The organism is Paradesertivirga mongoliensis (assembly GCF_024436395.1).
Lineage (GTDB): Bacteria > Bacteroidota > Bacteroidia > Sphingobacteriales > Sphingobacteriaceae > Paradesertivirga > Paradesertivirga mongoliensis.
Genome location: NZ_JAFMZO010000001.1, coordinates 372,349 through 390,390 on the forward strand (window position 1 = coordinate 372,349; position 18,042 = coordinate 390,390).

Consider the following 18,042-nt stretch of genomic DNA (forward strand, 5'->3'; position numbering starts at 1 on the left):
AGGTTATATGGCCGAAATCACAAGCAGATACAGCGGTGGCCAGATTGCCAGACGACTTCTTCCCATGTTGGTACTTACTCCTCTTTTTCTGGAGTTTGTTAGATTATATGGCGAAGAATCAGGCTGGTACACTTCTGAGTTCGGCGTGGTTCTGTTTTTCTCTGCCATATTAATTATTTTCCTTTTCACCATTTTAAGTTCTGTAAAGCTTGCCAACAAAATTGACCTTAGCCTTGAGGAAGAAATTGATGAACGCGAAAAAGCTGAGACCGAAATAAAAGAAAGCAACAGGTTTCTCGAAACGATTCTGGAAAATATCCCTAACATGATATTTGTAAAGAAGGGCAAAGAATTACGTTTTGCTGCGATTAACAAGGCAGGCGAGCAGTTGCTTGGGATACCGAGACACGAATATATCGGTAAAACCGATGATGACATTTTTCCGGAAGACCAGGCCCTGTTTTTCAAAAAGAAGGATATGGAGGTTTTTAATAGCGAAGCGGTGGTGGTAATTGAAGAGGAACCTGTAAACACTAAGGAGGGAGAACGCTGGCTTCGAACAAAAAAAATCCCTGTAAAGGACGGCAGGGGAAATCCCTTATACATAGTAGGAATTTCGGAGGATATCACTGAAAAAAGAGAACAGAACGAAAGGATCAAGCAATTTTATTCCGAACTGGAATGTAAAGTAAAGGAGCGGACACAGGAGCTTTCCAATAGCGAGAAACGCTTCAGAGCTTTGATAGAAAACAGCACCGATGGCATTACGATTACAGACGAAGGTTCGGGAATTATTTATGAGAGCCCGGCAGTAGAACGCATGACCGGCTATTCGGCTATGGAAAAAACCGCAACACTCTTGTTCGACCACATCCTCCCAGAAGATTTTGAAAAATGCCGTAAACTTTATGATGACCTGGCGGCATCTCCCGGAAAGCCTATTTTTCAGCAATTTAGAATCAGACACAAAAACGGCCAATATATTTGGGTAGAAGGTACAGCAACAAACCTACTTTGCGACCAGAGCGTAAAGGCAATAATCTTCAATTACCGTGACATTACCGAACGTAAAAAACACGAACACGAGAGAGAATTGCTGATTCTTGAGCTTACTAAACATAACAAAGATTTGCGCCAGTTCTCATACATCACTTCACATAACCTGCGGGCTCCGGTGTCGAACTTACTGGGTTTGCTAAGCTTATTAAAATATACACCGGTAGAAGATCCGTCGCTGAAGGAGATTCTCGACGGCTTCCAAATTTCGACAAATGCTTTGAACGATACCATAAACGACCTGTTGAGTGTTTTGTACATCAAAGAAAATACACCGATGGAAATGGAAGATATTTCTGTTCCGGACATGGTAAACAAGGTTTTCATGCAGGTATCGAACCTGATTGAGGAAATTAAACCGGAAGTAAGCTTCGAAGTAAAAGCAAATAGCGTTATTTATTTCAACAGGACATATTTTGAAAGCATCTTTTTGAATCTGTTAACCAACGCTCTAAAGTACCGGTCGGATAAACGCCGTTTAAAAATCACGATTAAACTGCAAGAATTTGAAGACAAAACCATCGTAACCTTCGAAGACAATGGAATTGGCTTTGACCTTGCAACGGTTAAACCCAAGATATTTGGCCTCTATCAGCGGTTTCATAACCATCCCGACAGCAAGGGCCTTGGTTTATATCTTGTAAAAACTCATATGGAGGCTTTAGGTGGAAGTATTGATCTGGAAAGCGCAGTAGATGAAGGAACAAAGTTTATTCTAACATTCAATAAGATTTATGCTGAACAAGGTTCTCTTCATTGATGATGACAGCGTAGCCCTGATGCTTTACAGAAAGCTGGTCGAGAAATCAGACTTTGCGAGGGAAACGCTGACGGCTTTAAATGGAAGAGCTGCACTCGAATATTTTTCAGCTTTGATGGAAGACAATACGTCTCAAGACTATCCTAAATTAATTTTCCTGGACCTCAATATGCCAGTTCTGGATGGTTGGGATTTTCTAAAAGAATTTTCAAGCCCCCTTTATTCTCCCTTCAAATCGGCTAAAATTATTATCCTTTCATCATCTATTAATCCGGAAGATCTAGAACGTTCGAGAGAGTTTGAAATGGTGATCGACTTTATTTCAAAGCCTGTAACGATCGAAGTTCTGGAAGGACTGATGATACGGTTTCGAAGAGAAAGAGCGTAAAAAAAGCCCATGCAATGCATGAGCTTTTGATAATTCGCAACTTAGTGTGCTGGGCTGATATTCCTATCAACGTGATGCCCGTGCGAGTGCTGCGATGTCTTCACTGTAAATAGTCCGGCTCCAATCTCCATTATACCGATAATCAAATGGGGCAGATATACAAATTCGTCAAAATTAAATAACCAGGGTGATGCAGCCAGGAAAATACCCATGATCACATCCATGGTTAAATGTCCGCTCATTGATATAGCTTTTTTTCCTCCGCCTTCATAATCGGTCATGAAAGACAGACCGAGAACCAAAATACCAACAGCTATAGCCACCCATTTCGCACTTTCAATATCGGCGAAGTTAAATAACCAGGGCGAGGCGATTAATAATATTCCAGCTACATAATCCAACACAGCATGGAATTTTCGACTAATGAATCTCATAGTATAGAATTTTAAGTTTTAATTTAGATGTACTGATACTTTTACAAGTTGTATGCCAAGTGCCGAAAAACGACCTCAAACGGGTATAATCCGCAGCATCACCGTATTTTACACATTAAAATTAAAACCTTTGCCTTAATGCAACAGTAGGTTGCATGCCTTCGGAAGAGAATCCTGCTACGGCTCTGACGAAAAACCTGTTGAATGGATTCAGAAAAACCCCTGCGCCGTATCCATGATGAATAGTCTTCGATACTTCGTCTGGAATCCATACCCTGCCGATGTCATAAAACACAATGAGGCCGGCCTTGCCTTTTAATATTGGAAGTGGTCTAGGAAGAGTTATGCGCGTTTCGAGATTATTATAGACCAGGTGATCTGCCGCAAAGCGAAACTTACGGTATCCTAAAAGATTGTCCTGGCTACCCAGAAAAGCACTTTGATAAAAGGCCGTCTTACCGATCGTAAAACCAGCTCCTACGCGATTTGCCAGAACTATACCTCCTCTGTTATCCAAACTTTTATAGAAGGAAAACTGGGGAAAAGCCTGTGCGTATGTTTCCGAATATTTATTTAAACCCTCGAAAGCCTGCAGCCGCAGGCTAAAATGAACACCTTCTATAGGCATTCTTAAATCATTACGTGTATCCCGCATAAAGCTAAAAACAACACCAGCATGGCTTTTTTCTTTCGAAAGATTGTTAAGTTGATTGCCTGCTGCCAGCTCATTAATATACCTGCCCCCGTTATCCTTCGGATCAAATACAAAGTGCTGAAAAACCGGGCCGAAGCTTATGGATGATTGTTGGGGTAGTCTGATACGAAGGGCCGGCTCGATCTGGTAGAACGAAAAATTTACGCGATAAAAAGTCCGGAAATCTCCGCTTCGGTCAAAATCAGTATCATTTCCCCGGCCGAAAAAGTTAAGAATATTCCCCTTAATATCTGCCAGTCCGTTTAAGGTTATATCTGTGTTTTTAAATACCGATATCCATTCGCCTTTGTATTCTAAAATAAGCGCCTTAGTCCTGATACTCTTTAAAACAGTGATCTTTTGAATATTAGGATCAGGCGCCTTATACCCTTTTATCCGGTAAGAGAGGCCTAGAAACAAACCATCAACAGAACGCAGGTCGGCAGTTGGAGAAATCCTCCGGGCCTTTTTTAAAAAAGAAGGACCTTGTATCTCTGTGCTGTCTTTTGTCAGCAGTTTTAAAGTATCGCCTACCGAGGTACTATCGTTAACACTGTAGGCGTTTTGGCAAAAAGAAACTCCACCAATAAAAAGCGAAAGTATAGTAAGCAAGATCTTATTCATGTAAAATTATTTTCCAGATAGTGTAAATAAGTAACATCATAAGGCCCGCTGTGTTTCTTAAACATCAAACCTCGAACGCTCTTTAATGTTCTATAAGAAATTCTGATACATGAGCCCATACCGCAGACGTCTCTTATTTTATCTTCTTTGTATCCTTTTATTGGGCTTTTTCTTACTAACGGCATTCATTTATTTCTATCCTGAATCGGGTGCAGACCAAGAGTTTTCTGAAGAGATACAAGAGCATCAACATCCCCTCCTAGACAATTTAATGAGAGGGATAAGTGTGTTCGGCAGTTTTCCTTATTCCTTCAGCATGGTTGTTGCAACGGCCGTTCTCTTCCTGATTTTCAAATTCAAAAAAGAGGCATTATTTATCTGCCTTACGGGATGTTCGTGGCTGGTAAGCTCCTCGATTAAAATCATTGTAGACAGGCCGCGGCCAACCGAGGATCTGGTCAGAATAGTCGAAGAGGCCAATCGAAAAAGCTTTCCGAGCGGCCATGTGCTGTTTTATGTGGTGTTTTTCGGATTCTTAACGCTGTTGATGTATCATTTAAAAAGCATCCCTAAGACCCTGCGGGCGGTGATCGGCATTGCCTCGCTCTTCCTTATCTTTAGTGTTCCGGTGTCGAGGATCTATTTGGGCGCGCACTGGTTTACCGATGTATTGGGCGGTTTTTTATTGGGAATAGCGTGTTTACTTACTCTCAGCTTTTACTATTTAAAGAAACCTGATCAAGAAACTTAAATCTCCGCTCCATTTTATTGATGATTTTCAACATTCATATCATCTTAAATTGTAATTTAATCGCATGAAATCCAGCCTATCCGGCTTGGTGTTTAGAAAAGATGTTGAGAACCTTCGTACTCAGGCTAAGTCTGATCATCTGCCTATTTCCTTATACAGGCAATTCTCTTGCCGTGGAAATTCTATTTTCACGGTATTCTGTGAGCGATGGCTTAGCATCAAACTTCGTTAATTGCGTATGGCAGGATCCGCGCGGACTAATCTGGGTGGGAACCGACAACGGGCTGCAGCGCTTCGACGGCAGTAAGTTTACCAGCTTTTACCAGAACTCCAACCAGCAAAAGCTTCCTGCTCTGGCCGTTCATCAAATATTGAGAGATGCCCGAAGTACTATGTGGATCAGAATGGGCAGCCGGATCGGAACGTTTAACACCTTCAATTATACTTTTAAAGAAGTGAAGGTAGTTTCGCAAAAACCAATCCCTCCGCGCGCAGAATATTATTTAAGACGGGATTTTAAAGGCAACCTGCTCCTTACGGTATTAAAAGTGGGAATTTTCACATACAATGAAAGCAAACGAATTTTTGAGGAAAACAAAAATGTGCTCTATGTTCCAGCCGACCTGGGCATTAACCATGCTTTCGAAGACAGAACTACAGGAAATTACTGGCTGTCTACAGATAAAGGCCTGGCATTGTACAACTTCAAAGACAAGAAAATTTATAATCATACAAACCCCGGTTGGAACAAGGCGTTTTCGAAACAACCCGGCTTATATAAAAACGTAACGCATTTGCACATTGATAAGCAACGGAGGTACTGGATAGTTAGCTGGGCGGGCGGAACTCCTAAAACCTATTGTTACGACGAGCAGAAAGGCAGATTCACCACCGATACAGCCGGATTAAACTCTGACAATGGCTATTTTGAGATCAGAGATTTTAAAGAATCACAAAATATTCTCTGGGCATACGGACTGCATTTTCTTAAAATTTTCGGGCAGCATGAAAAGGGCTTTTACACTTTCTACAACGACAAGTCGACCTACGGCATTAAATTCAACTCTATCAATCATATATTCGAAGACCGCGAAAAAAATGTGTGGATAGCGTCGGATAACGGCCTCTATGCTGCCAAAGTGATATTTGATGAAGCAAAACATGGGATTATAAAAAAGTGGCACAATGAAGATGCGATCACTTCTGTCCTGCAAACTTCAGATTCGCACCTGCTTTTAAGTACTTCCGGAAGAGATATCGAACCACTGAAAACTTCGGGGAGAGACATCATGCCTGCCCCTGCCTACCGGGATGTGATTTACAAAAATCAGCCAAAGGGAGATAAAGCCTTTCATATGGTCTGCGACATGCAGGAACACACCCAAAGTAAAACACTCTGGCTTACTTGTCATAATGGGCGGCTAATCAAGCACAACTTAGTCAGCAGAACTTCCCAATTCCTTAATCCTGCAGCCTTCAACAATAAAAACGTTCGGCAAGTGGCCGAGGATAAGTCTGGCAACCTTTGGTTCGGCACACAATCGGGAGGTCTGATCAGGCTTGCTGCCGCAGATATTGGAACAAACAAATTTCAAGGGGTATTGAATTTCAAGGTTGGAATCTCAAAGCTATACGTCGATAAGCAAAACCGCCTTTGGGTGGCCACCGAGGGCAAAGGATTATATGAGGTGAGTACGAAGGATTATAAAGTTAAAAAAGCTTTAACAGCGGATAAGGCCCCGGGATATAGCTTGTCGGATAATTCAATCAAAGACATTATTCAATACAACGATAGTATATTCTATGTAGCTGCAGGCAATCTCGATATTTTGAATATTAAAAACGGCAAAGTCGAGCAGCTTACGCTTTATGACGGATTACCGTTCACTTCGGTTTCATCGCTTCAGCTGGACAGCTCAGGCGACCTGTGGTTGAGTACTATCGGCGGACTGTGTACTTATGACTTTAAACGCAGGTTTTTCAGGCTTTACGATCAGAAGGACGGATTAATCACCACCACCAGTGCCGATAATCTTTTGCAAACCAGTGCCAGGCTGCAGGATAACCAGCTTTTATTTGCGGGAGGAAATAATTATGTGCTTTTTGACCCCGACCAGATCAAGGATAAAAAACGCCCTGATAAAGTAACGATCACAGACTTTAAGCTTTTCAACAATAACTTACCGGTAGATTCGATCCTGAAATTAGACAAATTTACGTTGAACAGTAATCAAAACTCGATCACCATTGAATTTGCCACTTTAAATTACAACAGGCGCAACAAGCTTAAATATTACTATAAACTCGAAGGCGCCGACAATAACTGGGTTGAATCGGACGGGCCAATTGCAGCAAATTACGCCTACCTGCCGCCTGGCGATTATACCTTCCAGGTAAAATCTGTAAATAGCCAGGGGCTCGAATCCATGGAGGTTACCAGTCTGCCCATTCGCATAAAACCTGCTTTTTGGCAAACATGGTGGTTTTTACTTCTGGTAAGCAGCGCTATCGCAGGCATTATTTATTTCGGTTACAGGTTGCGGCTAAACCAACTGATGGAGGTCCAGAAAATCCGCGAACGCGTGGCAAGAGATCTCCACGATGATATGGGATCTACCCTTAGCACAATCAATATCCTTAGCGAAATGGCGAAGGTCAAAGTAAAATCAGATACTGTTAGTGCAGGCGATTATATTAGTAAGATATCGGATAACAGTATAAGAATGATGGAGGCTATGGACGACATTGTTTGGAGCATCAAGCCATCTAACGACAGCATACAAAAAATAACAGCACGCATGCGCGAATTTGCCGCAGGCATACTCGAACCTAAAAATATCGACTACTCTTTTGTACTCGATGAAAAAGTGAAGGAGCTGACACTGGATATGGAGGCAAGGCGCGACCTCTTCCTGATTTTTAAAGAAGCTATTAATAACCTGGCTAAATATTCCGGCGCAAGCACAGCAGATATCCAGTTCTATCAAAAAGACAATAAGCTCATACTTCAGATCGAAGACAACGGCAAAGGCTTTGACCCTAACCAGGCAGAGCAAGGCAACGGGCTTTTGAACATGAAAAAAAGAAGCGACAGGCTTAAAGCAAAATTTACTATCAAGTCTGAAATGGGGCTGGGCACAGAGATTTGCCTCGAGCTGCCACTAACATAAATATGTGATTGCAGAACAAGTTAGCTTTTTATAATTTCCGGCCCGAGATAGAGGTGAATGATAAAGATAATCTTATACGAAGACAATTCCCAGCTGCGCGAAGGCCTGTTTATGCTGCTAAATGGCTCTGACGGTTTTTTAGTGGTGGGGGCCTTTGGGAATCCTACAAATATTATCGAACAGTATAATAGCCTGAAACCGGATATTATCTTAATGGATATCGACATGCCCGAGACCTCTGGCCTGGAGGGACTCAAGATGCTGCGTCAGGTGAGTGCAGATGTTAAGGTGTTAATGCTTACTGTTTTCGACGACAATCAACACGTTTTTGATGCTATTAAGGCAGGAGCAAACGGATACATCCTCAAAAAAACGCCGCCGGCCAAACTTATCGAATATATACAGGAAGCCAACACCGGCGGAGCGCCAATGAGCTCGTCGATCGCTACACAGGTGCTTAAAATGTTTTCATCCATCCAAAACTCGGGCGATAAGCAGCATGACTATAACCTCTCAGAGCGTGAAACTCAGGTCCTACAACTTCTTGTCAATGGATACAGCTATAAAATGATAGCTTCTGAGATGTATATAGCTATCGATACGGTCCGTTCGCATATCAAAAAAATCTACGAAAAGCTTCATGTAAACTCGAAGAGTGAAGCTGTAGCGAAAGCCTTTAAAGGAAATTTATTTAATTGATCCTAAAAGCTTAGGCCGTAACCAGGCTTAAATATTTTGAACTTCTGCTTTCGAGGGAGGAAATCTTTTCTTTTAAGATACCACGAGCCCTGCTCAACTGCGTTCTTGACAATATTTCGGAAATGCCAAGCTCTTTTGCGATTTCCTGATGAGAATAGCCCTCTATGGCGAACATATTAAACACCAGGCGATATGATGCCGGTAAGCTGGTGATGAGGCGCAAAATATCTTTAGCCTCAAGGCCTTCCTGGTAAACAGCGGAAGAATATGCGTTTACATTTTCAGAAATATCTATAGAGCAGGATATGTATTTGTTTCTTCTGTAATGTTCGATAGCCGTATTAACCATTATTTTTCTAACCCAACCCTCGAAAGAGCCCACACCATTAAAGTAGTTAATCTTTGAAAAAACCTTAATAAAACCGTTTTGCAAGATATCCTCGGCCTCGAAACCGTCGCGGGCATAACGTAAGCACACACCGTACATTTTGGACGACAGCTTTTTATAAAGCTGCTCCTGGCATTGCCTGTCGCCATTTTTACAGCCCTCTACTAATTCAAGGTATCGTGATTGCGTCATGGGTTTATTTATTGAATAGAACAAATGTATGCCTGATTATCAGGCACATCAATCACATATTTGTGGGGTTTAATCCCCGTTGCTACGGAAGGACCTATTTACTTCAGACTAGAAACCATAACCATTTACCTGTTAAGTGCGTATAAGGTAAAACGATTTTTGAAAGCACCCCCTGGCAAGCAGGTATTAACATTTCGGTCTAAAGAATGAACGTTTAAACAATGGAATCAAAGGTCTTATCCTCTACCGGCTTTTTACACGAGTTTAGCATCGAAGAACTGTACGTTTTAACTACTCACTGGCTTTCCGACATCGGATTTTTTGAGCAGGAGATTAATTACTTCCAGTCGCTCATCAACAGGTACTTCCTTCCGGCTGTTGAAGAACAAAATGTCATGTTAATCCAGAGCCTGGCGAGCCATTTCGAATCGCTCGATTTGCGCAAAGAACAATTGAAGAATAACATCATCCAACATCAGCAACACCTTAGCACTTTCCTGGACAAGAGCCAGGTAGAAAACGAAGCACATCTCAACGTGCTTCATTCAAACCTTGAAGGGAAGCTTTTTGAATTTATTAAAACATTGCGTCAGATAAAGCTGGAATTTTTTAATGCCACAAAGTTTTCCGGTAAACTGAAAAAAGCGGAAACAAAAGCTTAACAGGCGAAAAGGCCACGGGCTATCTCCTTTATACACATCAAAAAATTGCGTCAAAGAATCGTCTGCAGAGTGTAACAGCGCGCACATTTCCTGCGTAAACCGGTAAAATGAGAAAGAAACGGATCGACGCCTCACATCGACATTTGTCTGTGCAGCACCACTGCGGCCAAGCTATCAGCCTGGCCGGAATATTGGTAATTTTTGGCTGGATTATTGACAGCGCGGTGCTTAAAAGCTTAGTCCCTGGATTTATGGCGATGAACCCGGTTATAGCCGCCAACTTCGTTTTATTTGGCGGCTGGCTATTGCTTAATAGCAAGCCCGAGTTCAAAGGGACCAGGTATCTAACTTTTCTGATATTGTTAGCCAACAGCTTTGGTGCGATATTAAAATTAACTGAAGGATTTTTTCCGCCCGGAATTGAAATTGACCACATCCTGTTCCCGCAGCTGGAAACAAACAAAATCCCTCCGGCATCAATTTTAAATCTGGTGATTTTGAACGCTGCCTTCTTTGTTTCGTTATCAAGGAGCAAAAATAAGGAGTATTTTTTTCAAGCGCTGGTATTGTGCTGTCTTGTTATCAGCTCTGTCTATTTGTGTGGTTACTTATTTAATTACAGTTCATTAATAGGGGCATCGGTATTAAGACCAATGGCTCTAAATACCTCCATCTGTTTCATGGCACTATCTGTGGGACTTTTATTTTCCTATCCTGATAAAGGCTATATGCGCCCCATCATGTCTAAGAAATTAGGCGGAACCATGGCGCGTAGAATAATTCCGTTTTTGCTCTTTACACCAATGGTTACTGGGGCGCTACGTCTCTGGGGACAACGGTTTAACTTCTATAATACAGAGCTAGGAGTGGCTATCTTCGTAATAGCGACCGCCTTCCTTTCATTTATTTTATCGTACTATTTTGCCAGGAGATTGAACGAGATAGACACAGTACGAAAACTGCGTGAAGACGAATTAAGAGAAAAAACGATTTTACTTCACCAATCAGAGGTATTACTCGAACAAACTGCCGGAATTGCAAAAGTAGGTGGTTGGGAAATTTCGCTGCCCGATAAGAGTGTTTCTTGTACAACTGAGCTTTACAAGATAACGGAGATGAACGAAGAGACAGAAATGGGGTTTGAGGATTTGTTAAATTGTTTCGGGAAAGAGTCGGGACAGTACTTCCTCAACCATTTTGAACAGGCCTTGAAAGATGGTAAACCTTTCGAAATAGAAGTCAAAATACTTAAGGCCAAAAAACACGAAATTTGGGTCAATGCCAAAGCCCGCACCATCTTTAACACCGAAGGCGAGGCAATAGCGATAGGTGGCACTCTTCAGGATATAGACGAAGCAAAAAAGAAGGAGCTATTGCTGGAGGAATCACTAGAGATCATCAACGAGCAAAATAAAAGGTTAATGAACTTTACGCATATCGTTTCTCACAATCTTAGAACTCACGCAGGAAATATCAAAAGCACACTGAGTATCTATGAGGAAGAGGAATCGGCCGAAGAAAAAGCAGCTATTCTAGAAATGACCAAATCTGCAGCCGACTCCTTACAGCAGACCATTGCCGATTTAAATGAAATTGTTGCCACACAATCTGCGTCAAAGCACCTCAGATCGCGACTTTATTTTGAAGATGTTTTTTTAACTGCAAAAAGCGTTCTGGAAAGAGATATCAAAACTGCTCAGGCAATAATCGTTACCGACTTTTCTGCCTGCCCCGAAATGGATTATGTCGCCGCCTATCTGGAAAGCATTTTCCATAACTTCATAAGCAACGCTATAAAATACCGCAGACCTGATGTGCCACCCGAAATTAAGGTATGCACGAATATGGAAAACGGCAAAGTAGCAATGACCTTCTCGGATAACGGCTTGGGAATTGATCTTGAAAAATATAAGGGGAAACTCTTCGGAATGTACAAAACCTTCCATAATCATCCCGACTCAACCGGAGTGGGCTTATTCTTAACAAAAAATCAAGTCGAATCCCTGGGCGGCAATATCGCGGTAGACAGCCAAGTGAATGTGGGAACAACCTTTAAGATCCTTTTTTAAACACCTGAAAAATGGCGCATCGTTTGTGCTTCGATGGAGGGGACAAGTTCGAATACCGTGAAAGTGTCGATTTGCGCCCGGACCTTCCGTTAAAATTTTATATTTGACCATTGCACACGAGCCAGATGATCACTGCTTTAATACTTATAGTAGCCTTAGTTGCTTTCGCCTACTTTTTTTTACATCAGGCCCAGTTTGGGAGGATAGCCACCGGCGACCGCCTAGAAAGAATAAAGAAATCACCGAATTACCGGGAGGGTAAATTTCATAACCTTAACCCTACTTCCGACCTGACCGAAGGAGTAAGTCTTTTTAAGGTCTTACGCGAATACCTTTTTAATAAAAGTGATTCGGTGAGACCACCTTTAACCCTGCCATCGTCGAAAACTGATTTGCACGCGTTAAATGCGGACGAGGACGTCCTGGTTTGGTTCGGACACTCTTCTTACTTTTTTCAGGTAGACGGAAAGAAAATATTGGTCGACCCTATTTTCAGCGGCAGGTCATCTCCGGTGAAGTTTACTACCAAAAGCTATAAGGGCAGCGATATATATACGACTGATGACATTCCGGAAATCGATTATCTCTTTCTTAGCCATGATCATTGGGACCATCTCGACTATGAAACCATCATCAAACTGAAACCTAAAGTCCGCCGCGTTATTACCGGACTAGGTGTAGGAGCCCATCTTGAACATTGGGGTTACTCTACAAATATGATAACCGAATGCGACTGGTTTGAAGAAGTGGTACTTGATGCGGGATTCAAAGTAAATACATGCCCTGCGAGGCACTTCTCGGGCCGGGGATTGAAGCGTAACCAGGTTTTATGGATGTCGTTTGTATTAACCAGCCCGTGCATGAAAATATACATGGGCGGAGATTCTGGGTACGACACGCATTTTGCAACCGTAGGCGAGCTTTATGGCCCGGTTGATCTTGCTATTTTAGAATGCGGCCAGTACAACCAAAACTGGAAGTACATCCATATGATGCCGGAGCAGGTTGTGCAAGCTGCAACAGACTTGAAAGCTAAATATCTGCTCCCTGTACACTGGGCAAAGTTCGCGTTGGCGCAACACGCGTGGGATGAACCCATTAACCGGGTGATTGACGAATGTGGTAAAAGGAACATGCCGGTTCTTCATCCAATGATCGGCGAAAGACTTCCATTAAAAGAATATAAGAATTGCGAAACCTGGTGGAAATAGTCAATAATATCTATCACAAATTCCTTATTTTTTCAATTACAATGGAACCCTTGTAAGCATTTCGCGTAAACTGCTGCGATAACCTAAACCTAAAAATCAATGAAAGAGGATTTTAGAATTCCTGTTTTCTTCCTCATAGCGGGTATTCTATGGATAACCTTCAGCGATCAATGGCTGTTCTCGCTGCCATTTAATATAGAACAGCAGGCATTCATCAGCAAAAGCAAGGGCTTTCTTTTCGTTTCCGTTTCAACTTTTTTCCTTTTCTTCCTGGTAAGGCATAGTAACCGGAAACTGATAAAACAGCAATATAACCTCAATCTGCAGGCAGAAGAAAATCGTAAGCTTTTCGAGATACTAAACAAAGTGCAGAGTTCCATTATATTTTCAAATCCTGAGGGAAAAATCACCTGGGTCAACCGCTCATTCGAAGTTGCCAGTGGCTATAGTTTAAATGATGTTATTAACCGGCATCCCAAAGAAGTGCTGCGTGGTTCGGAAACAGACCGCGATACAGCCGAAAAGATTGATACAGCTTTGAGAGAGGGGGTAAGTTGCAGCACCGAAATTTTAATCTATAAAAAGACAGGTGAGAAGTATTGGATCAATACCAACATCACCCCGCTATATAATAACGATCGCCAACTTAGCGGATTTCTGTCAATCCAAACCGACGTTACCGAATACCGGCTACTTGAGCAAAAGCTATCTAAACAAAATACTTTATTGCGAAACATCACCTGGATGGCTTCACACGACATCAGAAGACCGCTGTCTTCCATCCTCAGTCTTGTTGAACTAATAGAATCAGGAACTGAACCGGAACGAACAGAATGCCTGCTACTACTGGCACAAAGTGCAGATGATCTCGACAAAACCATCTGCTCGGTAAGCAACAAAATAAATGAACTCGAGCGACAATAAATAAATGCCCGCAACCTCCAGAAATCCTCAGGGGGGGGCTCTGAGGAGCATCTCTGGCAGAAATCTGAACCCTATCCTGCTTAATTGCGTATAAAGACTGTTATTTCCCTGCCGGGAACAATTCTAAATGAGTAAAACTGTCTCAAAAAGTGTTAATATATTCTTGGCTTTAGACAAGAATGTTATCAATGGATACTTCAATCCACATGATATTTCTCCCATCTATAAGCGTCAGCTAAGTGTGCGATTTGAGCAGTATATCCGGCAATCGGTTCAGTCGTCCAAGCGGCACGATCCAATTTTTTTCAAACTAAACAGTAAAAACAAAATCGACGAGCAGTTTGCCGACCCGCTGATGTATGCCATCAGAGGCCACTTCACGGCAAAGAAAAAACTGGAAGTTAAAGCCTTCTCCAAATTTAAGCGCAGGAACTACGGAACTCTTGGAGTAAGCCTTTTTATTGTATCCGGACTGAATTTATTGTTACCCGTGCTGATGGATGAAGTTACAGCAAGCCAGTCGGGGATGGGACATTTTATAGATGTGTTTAGTTTTATCATCTTTTATCATCCGCTTACCGAACTGCTGTTCAACTGGAATCCTTATCTCAAAAGAATAAATCTATTAAATAAGCTCATTGCCGCAGAAGCAATTATCGTGAGCGGTGAAAAAGGCGCTGTTCAGGCCGATAGTTTTGAAGAGTATGAGAGCTTTGAAGAAATGGAAGCCTGGTAGTTCAAATGCCGGTCAGCCTCAGGCCACTTCGGCTTTTATCTCCATCGAATCAAAACCCTGAATCACAGGAAGTGCATTTTCTTTGTTAATGATAGCATCAATAACCTTGCTTGACACAAATACCCGGGAAGGAATACTTTCTGCCTCGTACGATTTGAACTCCTGCCGGCGGGTAGCAACCAGGGTATCATAAATATATTCTTTGCCATTCTTACAAGCAAGAATCTCATCTTCCGTGAGATAAAATATATCATCTGCGTTTTCTATCCAGCCATTTCTTACAAATAAATCGCCGAAAGCTAGATACAGGGTACGATACATTCCAAACACCCTGCTGCGTTCAAGTTTAAACACCTCACGGTGAGCAATAGCCGTCTGCAATTTGTTTATGGCAGAAAATATATTCATTTTCTGCGCATCCGGAACAGCTGATAATCTTGATTCAAATATTTTAATGCAGAGTCTCTGCGATTGGCTGCCTGCCCTTATTTCAGAGATTTGAGCGTGTAAACAATCGCGTAGATAACTGTAAAACACCAAAGGGTTGGTGCGCATAGTTTGCGTTTCCAATTTCAACTCGCCGGTTGTTCTATCGCCATAGTGATCTATAAAATGAAGCACTTCTTGATAAAAATCGGTAAAGCGAACTTTAACCTGCTGATGTATGTCGTTAGGCAGCCTGCTAATCAGTAATTTCAGTTCGGGCTGTGAAGCACAAATAATGGCCAGGCGGTGCATATGCCTGGCGGGTTGCAGACTTGATACGGATTGCTCTTCATTTAAGAAATTGTCTACCAATTCCTCTGCGCCGCCTATTTCAGCTTCCTTCAATTTACAGGTCAAAACTGCACAAGCTTGCAGGATATATAGATCGTTTATTACTGGTACAGTCCAGTTTGTTATTAAATTACCGTCAAGCTCGGCTTTGCTTCTTTTCAAGTCATCTATACCTGATTGCTGAAAATTTTGCTTGTAAAATTCGGCGTTAAACTCCTGAATCTCATTTAGAAACTTAGGGACAGATCTTTTTAACGCCGCAAATTTTAAAAGGAGCTGAGGCCGGATAATATATTTCATCCATACGCGGATCAACTTTATGCGCCAGCTCTGTCCATCATCTTCTGCAAAGTTCAGGCTATCCGTAAGGCCAAGCATCTGGGCCAGCGCTACATTGTTCTGTTTAAAAGGATTGAATAACAGCACCCCACGGTACCAATTGTTAATGTTATAGTAAATACGTCCCTTAATCAAACCAACCAGATTTTGAAACACATCCTCGTTGTCTTTCATAACGCTTTTGCTAAGCGAAAGAGATTTAACCGTTTTCCGGTAAACCAATGCATAAAGCCGTTTGGTAAGATTATATGTTAAAGGAGTGGTGACACCGTTGCAGCATTTTTGTATGTTAGAGTTGTCGTAAACAATAACACTCTGCTTTTTTTCTGATACGGATATTGAAAAAGGATCTTCGTTTTGAAAAACTACCATTAAAGATAAAAGGTTAACACATAAAACCGAGCAATGTGAAAGCGAGACCGATGTTCTCTTGTTCGCATTTTGGGACCATTAGGTTTCAAAAAACTGAAATATTTTTTACTTATAGATTAAAAATCGAAAGACAGCAACATAACATTCAAGTATTCAGACCATTGAACGGAAAATTCATTCCAGACACTTCTTCACACCGCTAATGAAGACTAATCTTTAAAAATCCTGACGCGTATTGCATTGCATTTAGTAATATTACCGCAGGGCGTTATCAGTCAGGAATTATGTTCTTCATTCTCTCTAAACTATTACTGATATTTATTTTGCCGGCCACATGGATCTTTATTGCCTTGCTGGGGGCTTTGGTTTTCAGGAAACAATCTCAAAAAAGACGATGCTTGATAACATCGTTTTCTCTATTGCTGATTTTTACCAACCCGTTTCTTTTAAATCAATTTGCAAGGTACTGGGATATTGAACAGAATACAGATAATAACCGTTACAGTTGCGCCATTGTACTTGGCGGTTTCGTTAGTGAAGATGAAAGGGCAGAGGGATATTTTAATGGCTCCGCCGACCGCTTTATACAAGCGCTGAAGTTGGCGATTTCACAAAAGGCCTCCACATTACTTTTTACTGGTGGAAATGGCAGTTTGAAGCCGAGCGGATTTAGAGAGGCTAAGTGGCTTTCGGCAGAAATAAAATCATACAACGTACCCGATTCAGCAGTACTACTCGAAAGCCGGTCGCGAAACACTTCAGAGAACGCAGCATTTTCTAAAAAAATAATAGAACAGCGTAACCTGGCACCGCCTTATCTGCTGGTAACTTCAGCATTTCACATGCGCCGTTCGTTGCTCACCTTCCGCAAAGCAGGACTGGAAGTGGTTCCCTATTCATGTAATTATATTGCCGGCCGGGAGAGGGTTTCGCCAAGCAGCTTTACCCCCGATGCCCGCATTTTGAGTACATGGAATTTTTACATTAAAGAAGTGTTAGGATACATTGCCTACTACTTCAAAAACTAAAGCATAAAAGCCTGAAAGTACTTTCTTGCTTGCTCTCCGTAGCTTTTAATTAATGAATCAAAAGTGGCGACAAGGCCCTTATAATTGGTAGCTTTCCCTTTTGTTGGAGAAGCTAAGGGCTTTTCTAACGGTTTGTCGGTTACCGAAGTAGCGAACCATGTAACGTGTACATGAGGCAATGCAACACCGAGAATCATACCCGGCAGGCCCGAAAATGTTTCGGGGCCGCTCGCCACAGGAATCTGATCAGTGTAAAAAGCTACAACATAAATAGAATCCAGGATGAGACCGTTGGCGCGGCGGCATGAATATCCTGCAATTTCACGCGTTTCGTCGGTTATTTTCCATTTTACGTTACGGATACTGTCTCTAATGAGAAAAGTTTGTTCAAATACCTTCTTTTGAACGCTGCTGGTATGGGTAGCAAAATCGTTGAACACAGTATTAATCTGCTGGACAGAAGGGTGACTGCTGTACCTAGATGCTGTTGATGAAGGTTCCTCGGCGGGGGTAAACAGCGACTTATCCTTCGAAAACTGCAGGGTGCTCTTCATAGTCATGAATTGCGGCTGCGTTTTTTTATACTGATCCAGAATCTGAGTCATATACGCTTCATTGTCTTTCGTTATCTCGCTTTTAAGAATAGCGTGCATATTTGCCTTTTTCTCGAATTCAATCGTTCCCTGCATAGGAAACCGGGTAAACTGAGCTTGTAAACTGCCGCCAATCAGCAGCATAGATATTATTGTTAAGATGATAGTTTTCATA

16 protein-coding genes and 1 pseudogene are annotated in these 18,042 nt (G+C 41.9%); 12 read left to right on the forward strand and 5 right to left on the reverse strand.

What is annotated here, in order from left to right; genetic code table 11:
- Nucleotides 1–64 precede the first annotated feature (64 nt).
- From J3P43_RS19750 to J3P43_RS01265, 3 genes and pseudogenes are all read left to right on the forward strand, one after another.
- Nucleotides 65–1,075, forward strand: a pseudogene (locus J3P43_RS19750) (PAS domain-containing protein); the annotation flags it as partial.
- Between the two features lie 306 nt (nt 1,076–1,381).
- The gene (locus tag J3P43_RS19755) at nt 1,382–1,816 is read left to right on the forward strand and encodes an ATP-binding protein (protein ID WP_439652056.1); all 435 of its coding nucleotides are present in this window, start codon (nt 1,382–1,384) and stop codon (nt 1,814–1,816) included.
- Nucleotides 1,791–2,204: a response regulator gene (locus J3P43_RS01265; protein ID WP_255898168.1), complete on the forward strand. Its 414-nt coding sequence runs from the start codon at nt 1,791–1,793 to the stop codon at nt 2,202–2,204. Before J3P43_RS19755 ends, J3P43_RS01265 begins: the two co-directional genes overlap by 26 nt.
- A 41-nt stretch (nt 2,205–2,245) precedes the next feature.
- Here J3P43_RS01265 and J3P43_RS01270 read toward each other — a convergent pair whose 3' ends face one another.
- The gene (locus J3P43_RS01270; protein WP_255898170.1) at nt 2,246–2,638 is read right to left on the reverse strand and encodes an SPW repeat protein; all 393 of its coding nucleotides are present in this window, start codon (nt 2,636–2,638) and stop codon (nt 2,246–2,248) included.
- Nucleotides 2,639–2,759: 121 nt separating this feature from the next.
- The gene (locus J3P43_RS01275; protein WP_255898172.1) at nt 2,760–3,956 is read right to left on the reverse strand and encodes a BamA/TamA family outer membrane protein; all 1,197 of its coding nucleotides are present in this window, start codon (nt 3,954–3,956) and stop codon (nt 2,760–2,762) included.
- A 109-nt stretch (nt 3,957–4,065) separates the two neighbouring features.
- Between J3P43_RS01275 and J3P43_RS01280 the strand changes: the two genes are divergently transcribed.
- The 3 genes from J3P43_RS01280 (at nt 4,066) to J3P43_RS01290 (ending at nt 8,576) form a co-directional block, all read left to right on the forward strand.
- The gene (locus tag J3P43_RS01280) at nt 4,066–4,707 is read left to right on the forward strand and encodes a phosphatase PAP2 family protein (protein WP_255898174.1); all 642 of its coding nucleotides are present in this window, start codon (nt 4,066–4,068) and stop codon (nt 4,705–4,707) included.
- A 101-nt stretch (nt 4,708–4,808) separates the two neighbouring features.
- Nucleotides 4,809–7,877: a ligand-binding sensor domain-containing protein gene (locus tag J3P43_RS01285; RefSeq protein ID WP_255898176.1), complete on the forward strand. Its 3,069-nt coding sequence runs from the start codon at nt 4,809–4,811 to the stop codon at nt 7,875–7,877.
- 57 nt (nt 7,878–7,934) lie between these two features.
- A complete protein-coding gene (locus J3P43_RS01290; protein ID WP_255898178.1) occupies nt 7,935–8,576 on the forward strand; it encodes a response regulator in 642 nt (213 codons plus the stop codon).
- A 10-nt stretch (nt 8,577–8,586) separates the two neighbouring features.
- On the opposite strand, the gene J3P43_RS01295 is transcribed toward J3P43_RS01290, so the two are convergent.
- Nucleotides 8,587–9,156 carry an RNA polymerase sigma factor gene (locus J3P43_RS01295; RefSeq protein WP_255898180.1) on the reverse strand — a complete coding sequence of 190 codons (570 nt, stop codon included), beginning with the start codon at nt 9,154–9,156 and terminating at the stop codon, nt 8,587–8,589.
- A gap of 221 nt (nt 9,157–9,377) precedes the next feature.
- On the opposite strand from J3P43_RS01295, the gene J3P43_RS01300 reads away from it, so the two are divergent.
- The 5 genes from J3P43_RS01300 to J3P43_RS01320 all read left to right on the forward strand — a co-directional run bounded on the left by J3P43_RS01300 (nt 9,378) and on the right by J3P43_RS01320 (nt 14,758).
- The gene (locus tag J3P43_RS01300; RefSeq protein WP_255898182.1) at nt 9,378–9,818 is read left to right on the forward strand and encodes a hypothetical protein; all 441 of its coding nucleotides are present in this window, start codon (nt 9,378–9,380) and stop codon (nt 9,816–9,818) included.
- A 107-nt stretch (nt 9,819–9,925) separates the two neighbouring features.
- Nucleotides 9,926–11,887 (forward strand): sensor histidine kinase, encoded by a 1,962-nt coding sequence (locus J3P43_RS01305; protein WP_255898184.1) that lies wholly within the window; start codon nt 9,926–9,928, stop codon nt 11,885–11,887.
- 125 nt (nt 11,888–12,012) lie between these two features.
- A complete protein-coding gene (locus tag J3P43_RS01310) occupies nt 12,013–13,098 on the forward strand; it encodes an MBL fold metallo-hydrolase (protein WP_255898186.1) in 1,086 nt (361 codons plus the stop codon).
- A 99-nt stretch (nt 13,099–13,197) separates the two neighbouring features.
- On the forward strand, nt 13,198–14,022 hold the full coding sequence (locus J3P43_RS01315; protein ID WP_255898188.1) for a PAS domain-containing sensor histidine kinase: 825 nt from the start codon (nt 13,198–13,200) through the stop codon (nt 14,020–14,022).
- A gap of 127 nt (nt 14,023–14,149) precedes the next feature.
- Nucleotides 14,150–14,758, forward strand: coding sequence for a hypothetical protein (locus J3P43_RS01320; RefSeq protein WP_255898190.1), 609 nt, complete (start codon nt 14,150–14,152; stop codon nt 14,756–14,758).
- An 18-nt stretch (nt 14,759–14,776) separates the two neighbouring features.
- Here J3P43_RS01320 and J3P43_RS01325 read toward each other — a convergent pair whose 3' ends face one another.
- The gene (locus tag J3P43_RS01325) at nt 14,777–16,246 is read right to left on the reverse strand and encodes a PEP-utilizing enzyme (protein ID WP_255898192.1); all 1,470 of its coding nucleotides are present in this window, start codon (nt 16,244–16,246) and stop codon (nt 14,777–14,779) included.
- Between the two features lie 284 nt (nt 16,247–16,530).
- Here J3P43_RS01325 and J3P43_RS01330 point away from each other — a divergent pair, with 284 nt between their 5' ends.
- Nucleotides 16,531–17,274: a YdcF family protein gene (locus J3P43_RS01330; protein WP_255898194.1), complete on the forward strand. Its 744-nt coding sequence runs from the start codon at nt 16,531–16,533 to the stop codon at nt 17,272–17,274.
- Here the strand turns inward: J3P43_RS01330 and J3P43_RS01335 are convergent.
- The gene (locus J3P43_RS01335; RefSeq protein ID WP_255898196.1) at nt 17,271–18,041 is read right to left on the reverse strand and encodes a GLPGLI family protein; all 771 of its coding nucleotides are present in this window, start codon (nt 18,039–18,041) and stop codon (nt 17,271–17,273) included. The genes J3P43_RS01330 and J3P43_RS01335 overlap by 4 nt on opposite strands.
- Nucleotide 18,042 lies beyond the last annotated feature (1 nt).

Coding starts and splice junctions, on each gene's coding strand:
- J3P43_RS19755 (WP_439652056.1), top strand. CDS start 1,382: ATGCAGGTATCGAACCTGATTGAGGAAATTAAACCGGAAGTAAGCTTC.
- J3P43_RS01265 (WP_255898168.1), top strand. CDS start 1,791: ATGCTGAACAAGGTTCTCTTCATTGATGATGACAGCGTAGCCCTGATG.
- J3P43_RS01270 (WP_255898170.1), bottom strand. CDS start 2,638: ATGAGATTCATTAGTCGAAAATTCCATGCTGTGTTGGATTATGTAGCT.
- J3P43_RS01275 (WP_255898172.1), bottom strand. CDS start 3,956: ATGAATAAGATCTTGCTTACTATACTTTCGCTTTTTATTGGTGGAGTT.
- J3P43_RS01280 (WP_255898174.1), top strand. CDS start 4,066: ATGAGCCCATACCGCAGACGTCTCTTATTTTATCTTCTTTGTATCCTT.
- J3P43_RS01285 (WP_255898176.1), top strand. CDS start 4,809: ATGTTGAGAACCTTCGTACTCAGGCTAAGTCTGATCATCTGCCTATTT.
- J3P43_RS01290 (WP_255898178.1), top strand. CDS start 7,935: ATGATAAAGATAATCTTATACGAAGACAATTCCCAGCTGCGCGAAGGC.
- J3P43_RS01295 (WP_255898180.1), bottom strand. CDS start 9,156: ATGACGCAATCACGATACCTTGAATTAGTAGAGGGCTGTAAAAATGGC.
- J3P43_RS01300 (WP_255898182.1), top strand. CDS start 9,378: ATGGAATCAAAGGTCTTATCCTCTACCGGCTTTTTACACGAGTTTAGC.
- J3P43_RS01305 (WP_255898184.1), top strand. CDS start 9,926: ATGAGAAAGAAACGGATCGACGCCTCACATCGACATTTGTCTGTGCAG.
- J3P43_RS01310 (WP_255898186.1), top strand. CDS start 12,013: ATGATCACTGCTTTAATACTTATAGTAGCCTTAGTTGCTTTCGCCTAC.
- J3P43_RS01315 (WP_255898188.1), top strand. CDS start 13,198: ATGAAAGAGGATTTTAGAATTCCTGTTTTCTTCCTCATAGCGGGTATT.
- J3P43_RS01320 (WP_255898190.1), top strand. CDS start 14,150: ATGAGTAAAACTGTCTCAAAAAGTGTTAATATATTCTTGGCTTTAGAC.
- J3P43_RS01325 (WP_255898192.1), bottom strand. CDS start 16,246: ATGGTAGTTTTTCAAAACGAAGATCCTTTTTCAATATCCGTATCAGAA.
- J3P43_RS01330 (WP_255898194.1), top strand. CDS start 16,531: ATGTTCTTCATTCTCTCTAAACTATTACTGATATTTATTTTGCCGGCC.
- J3P43_RS01335 (WP_255898196.1), bottom strand. CDS start 18,041: ATGAAAACTATCATCTTAACAATAATATCTATGCTGCTGATTGGCGGC.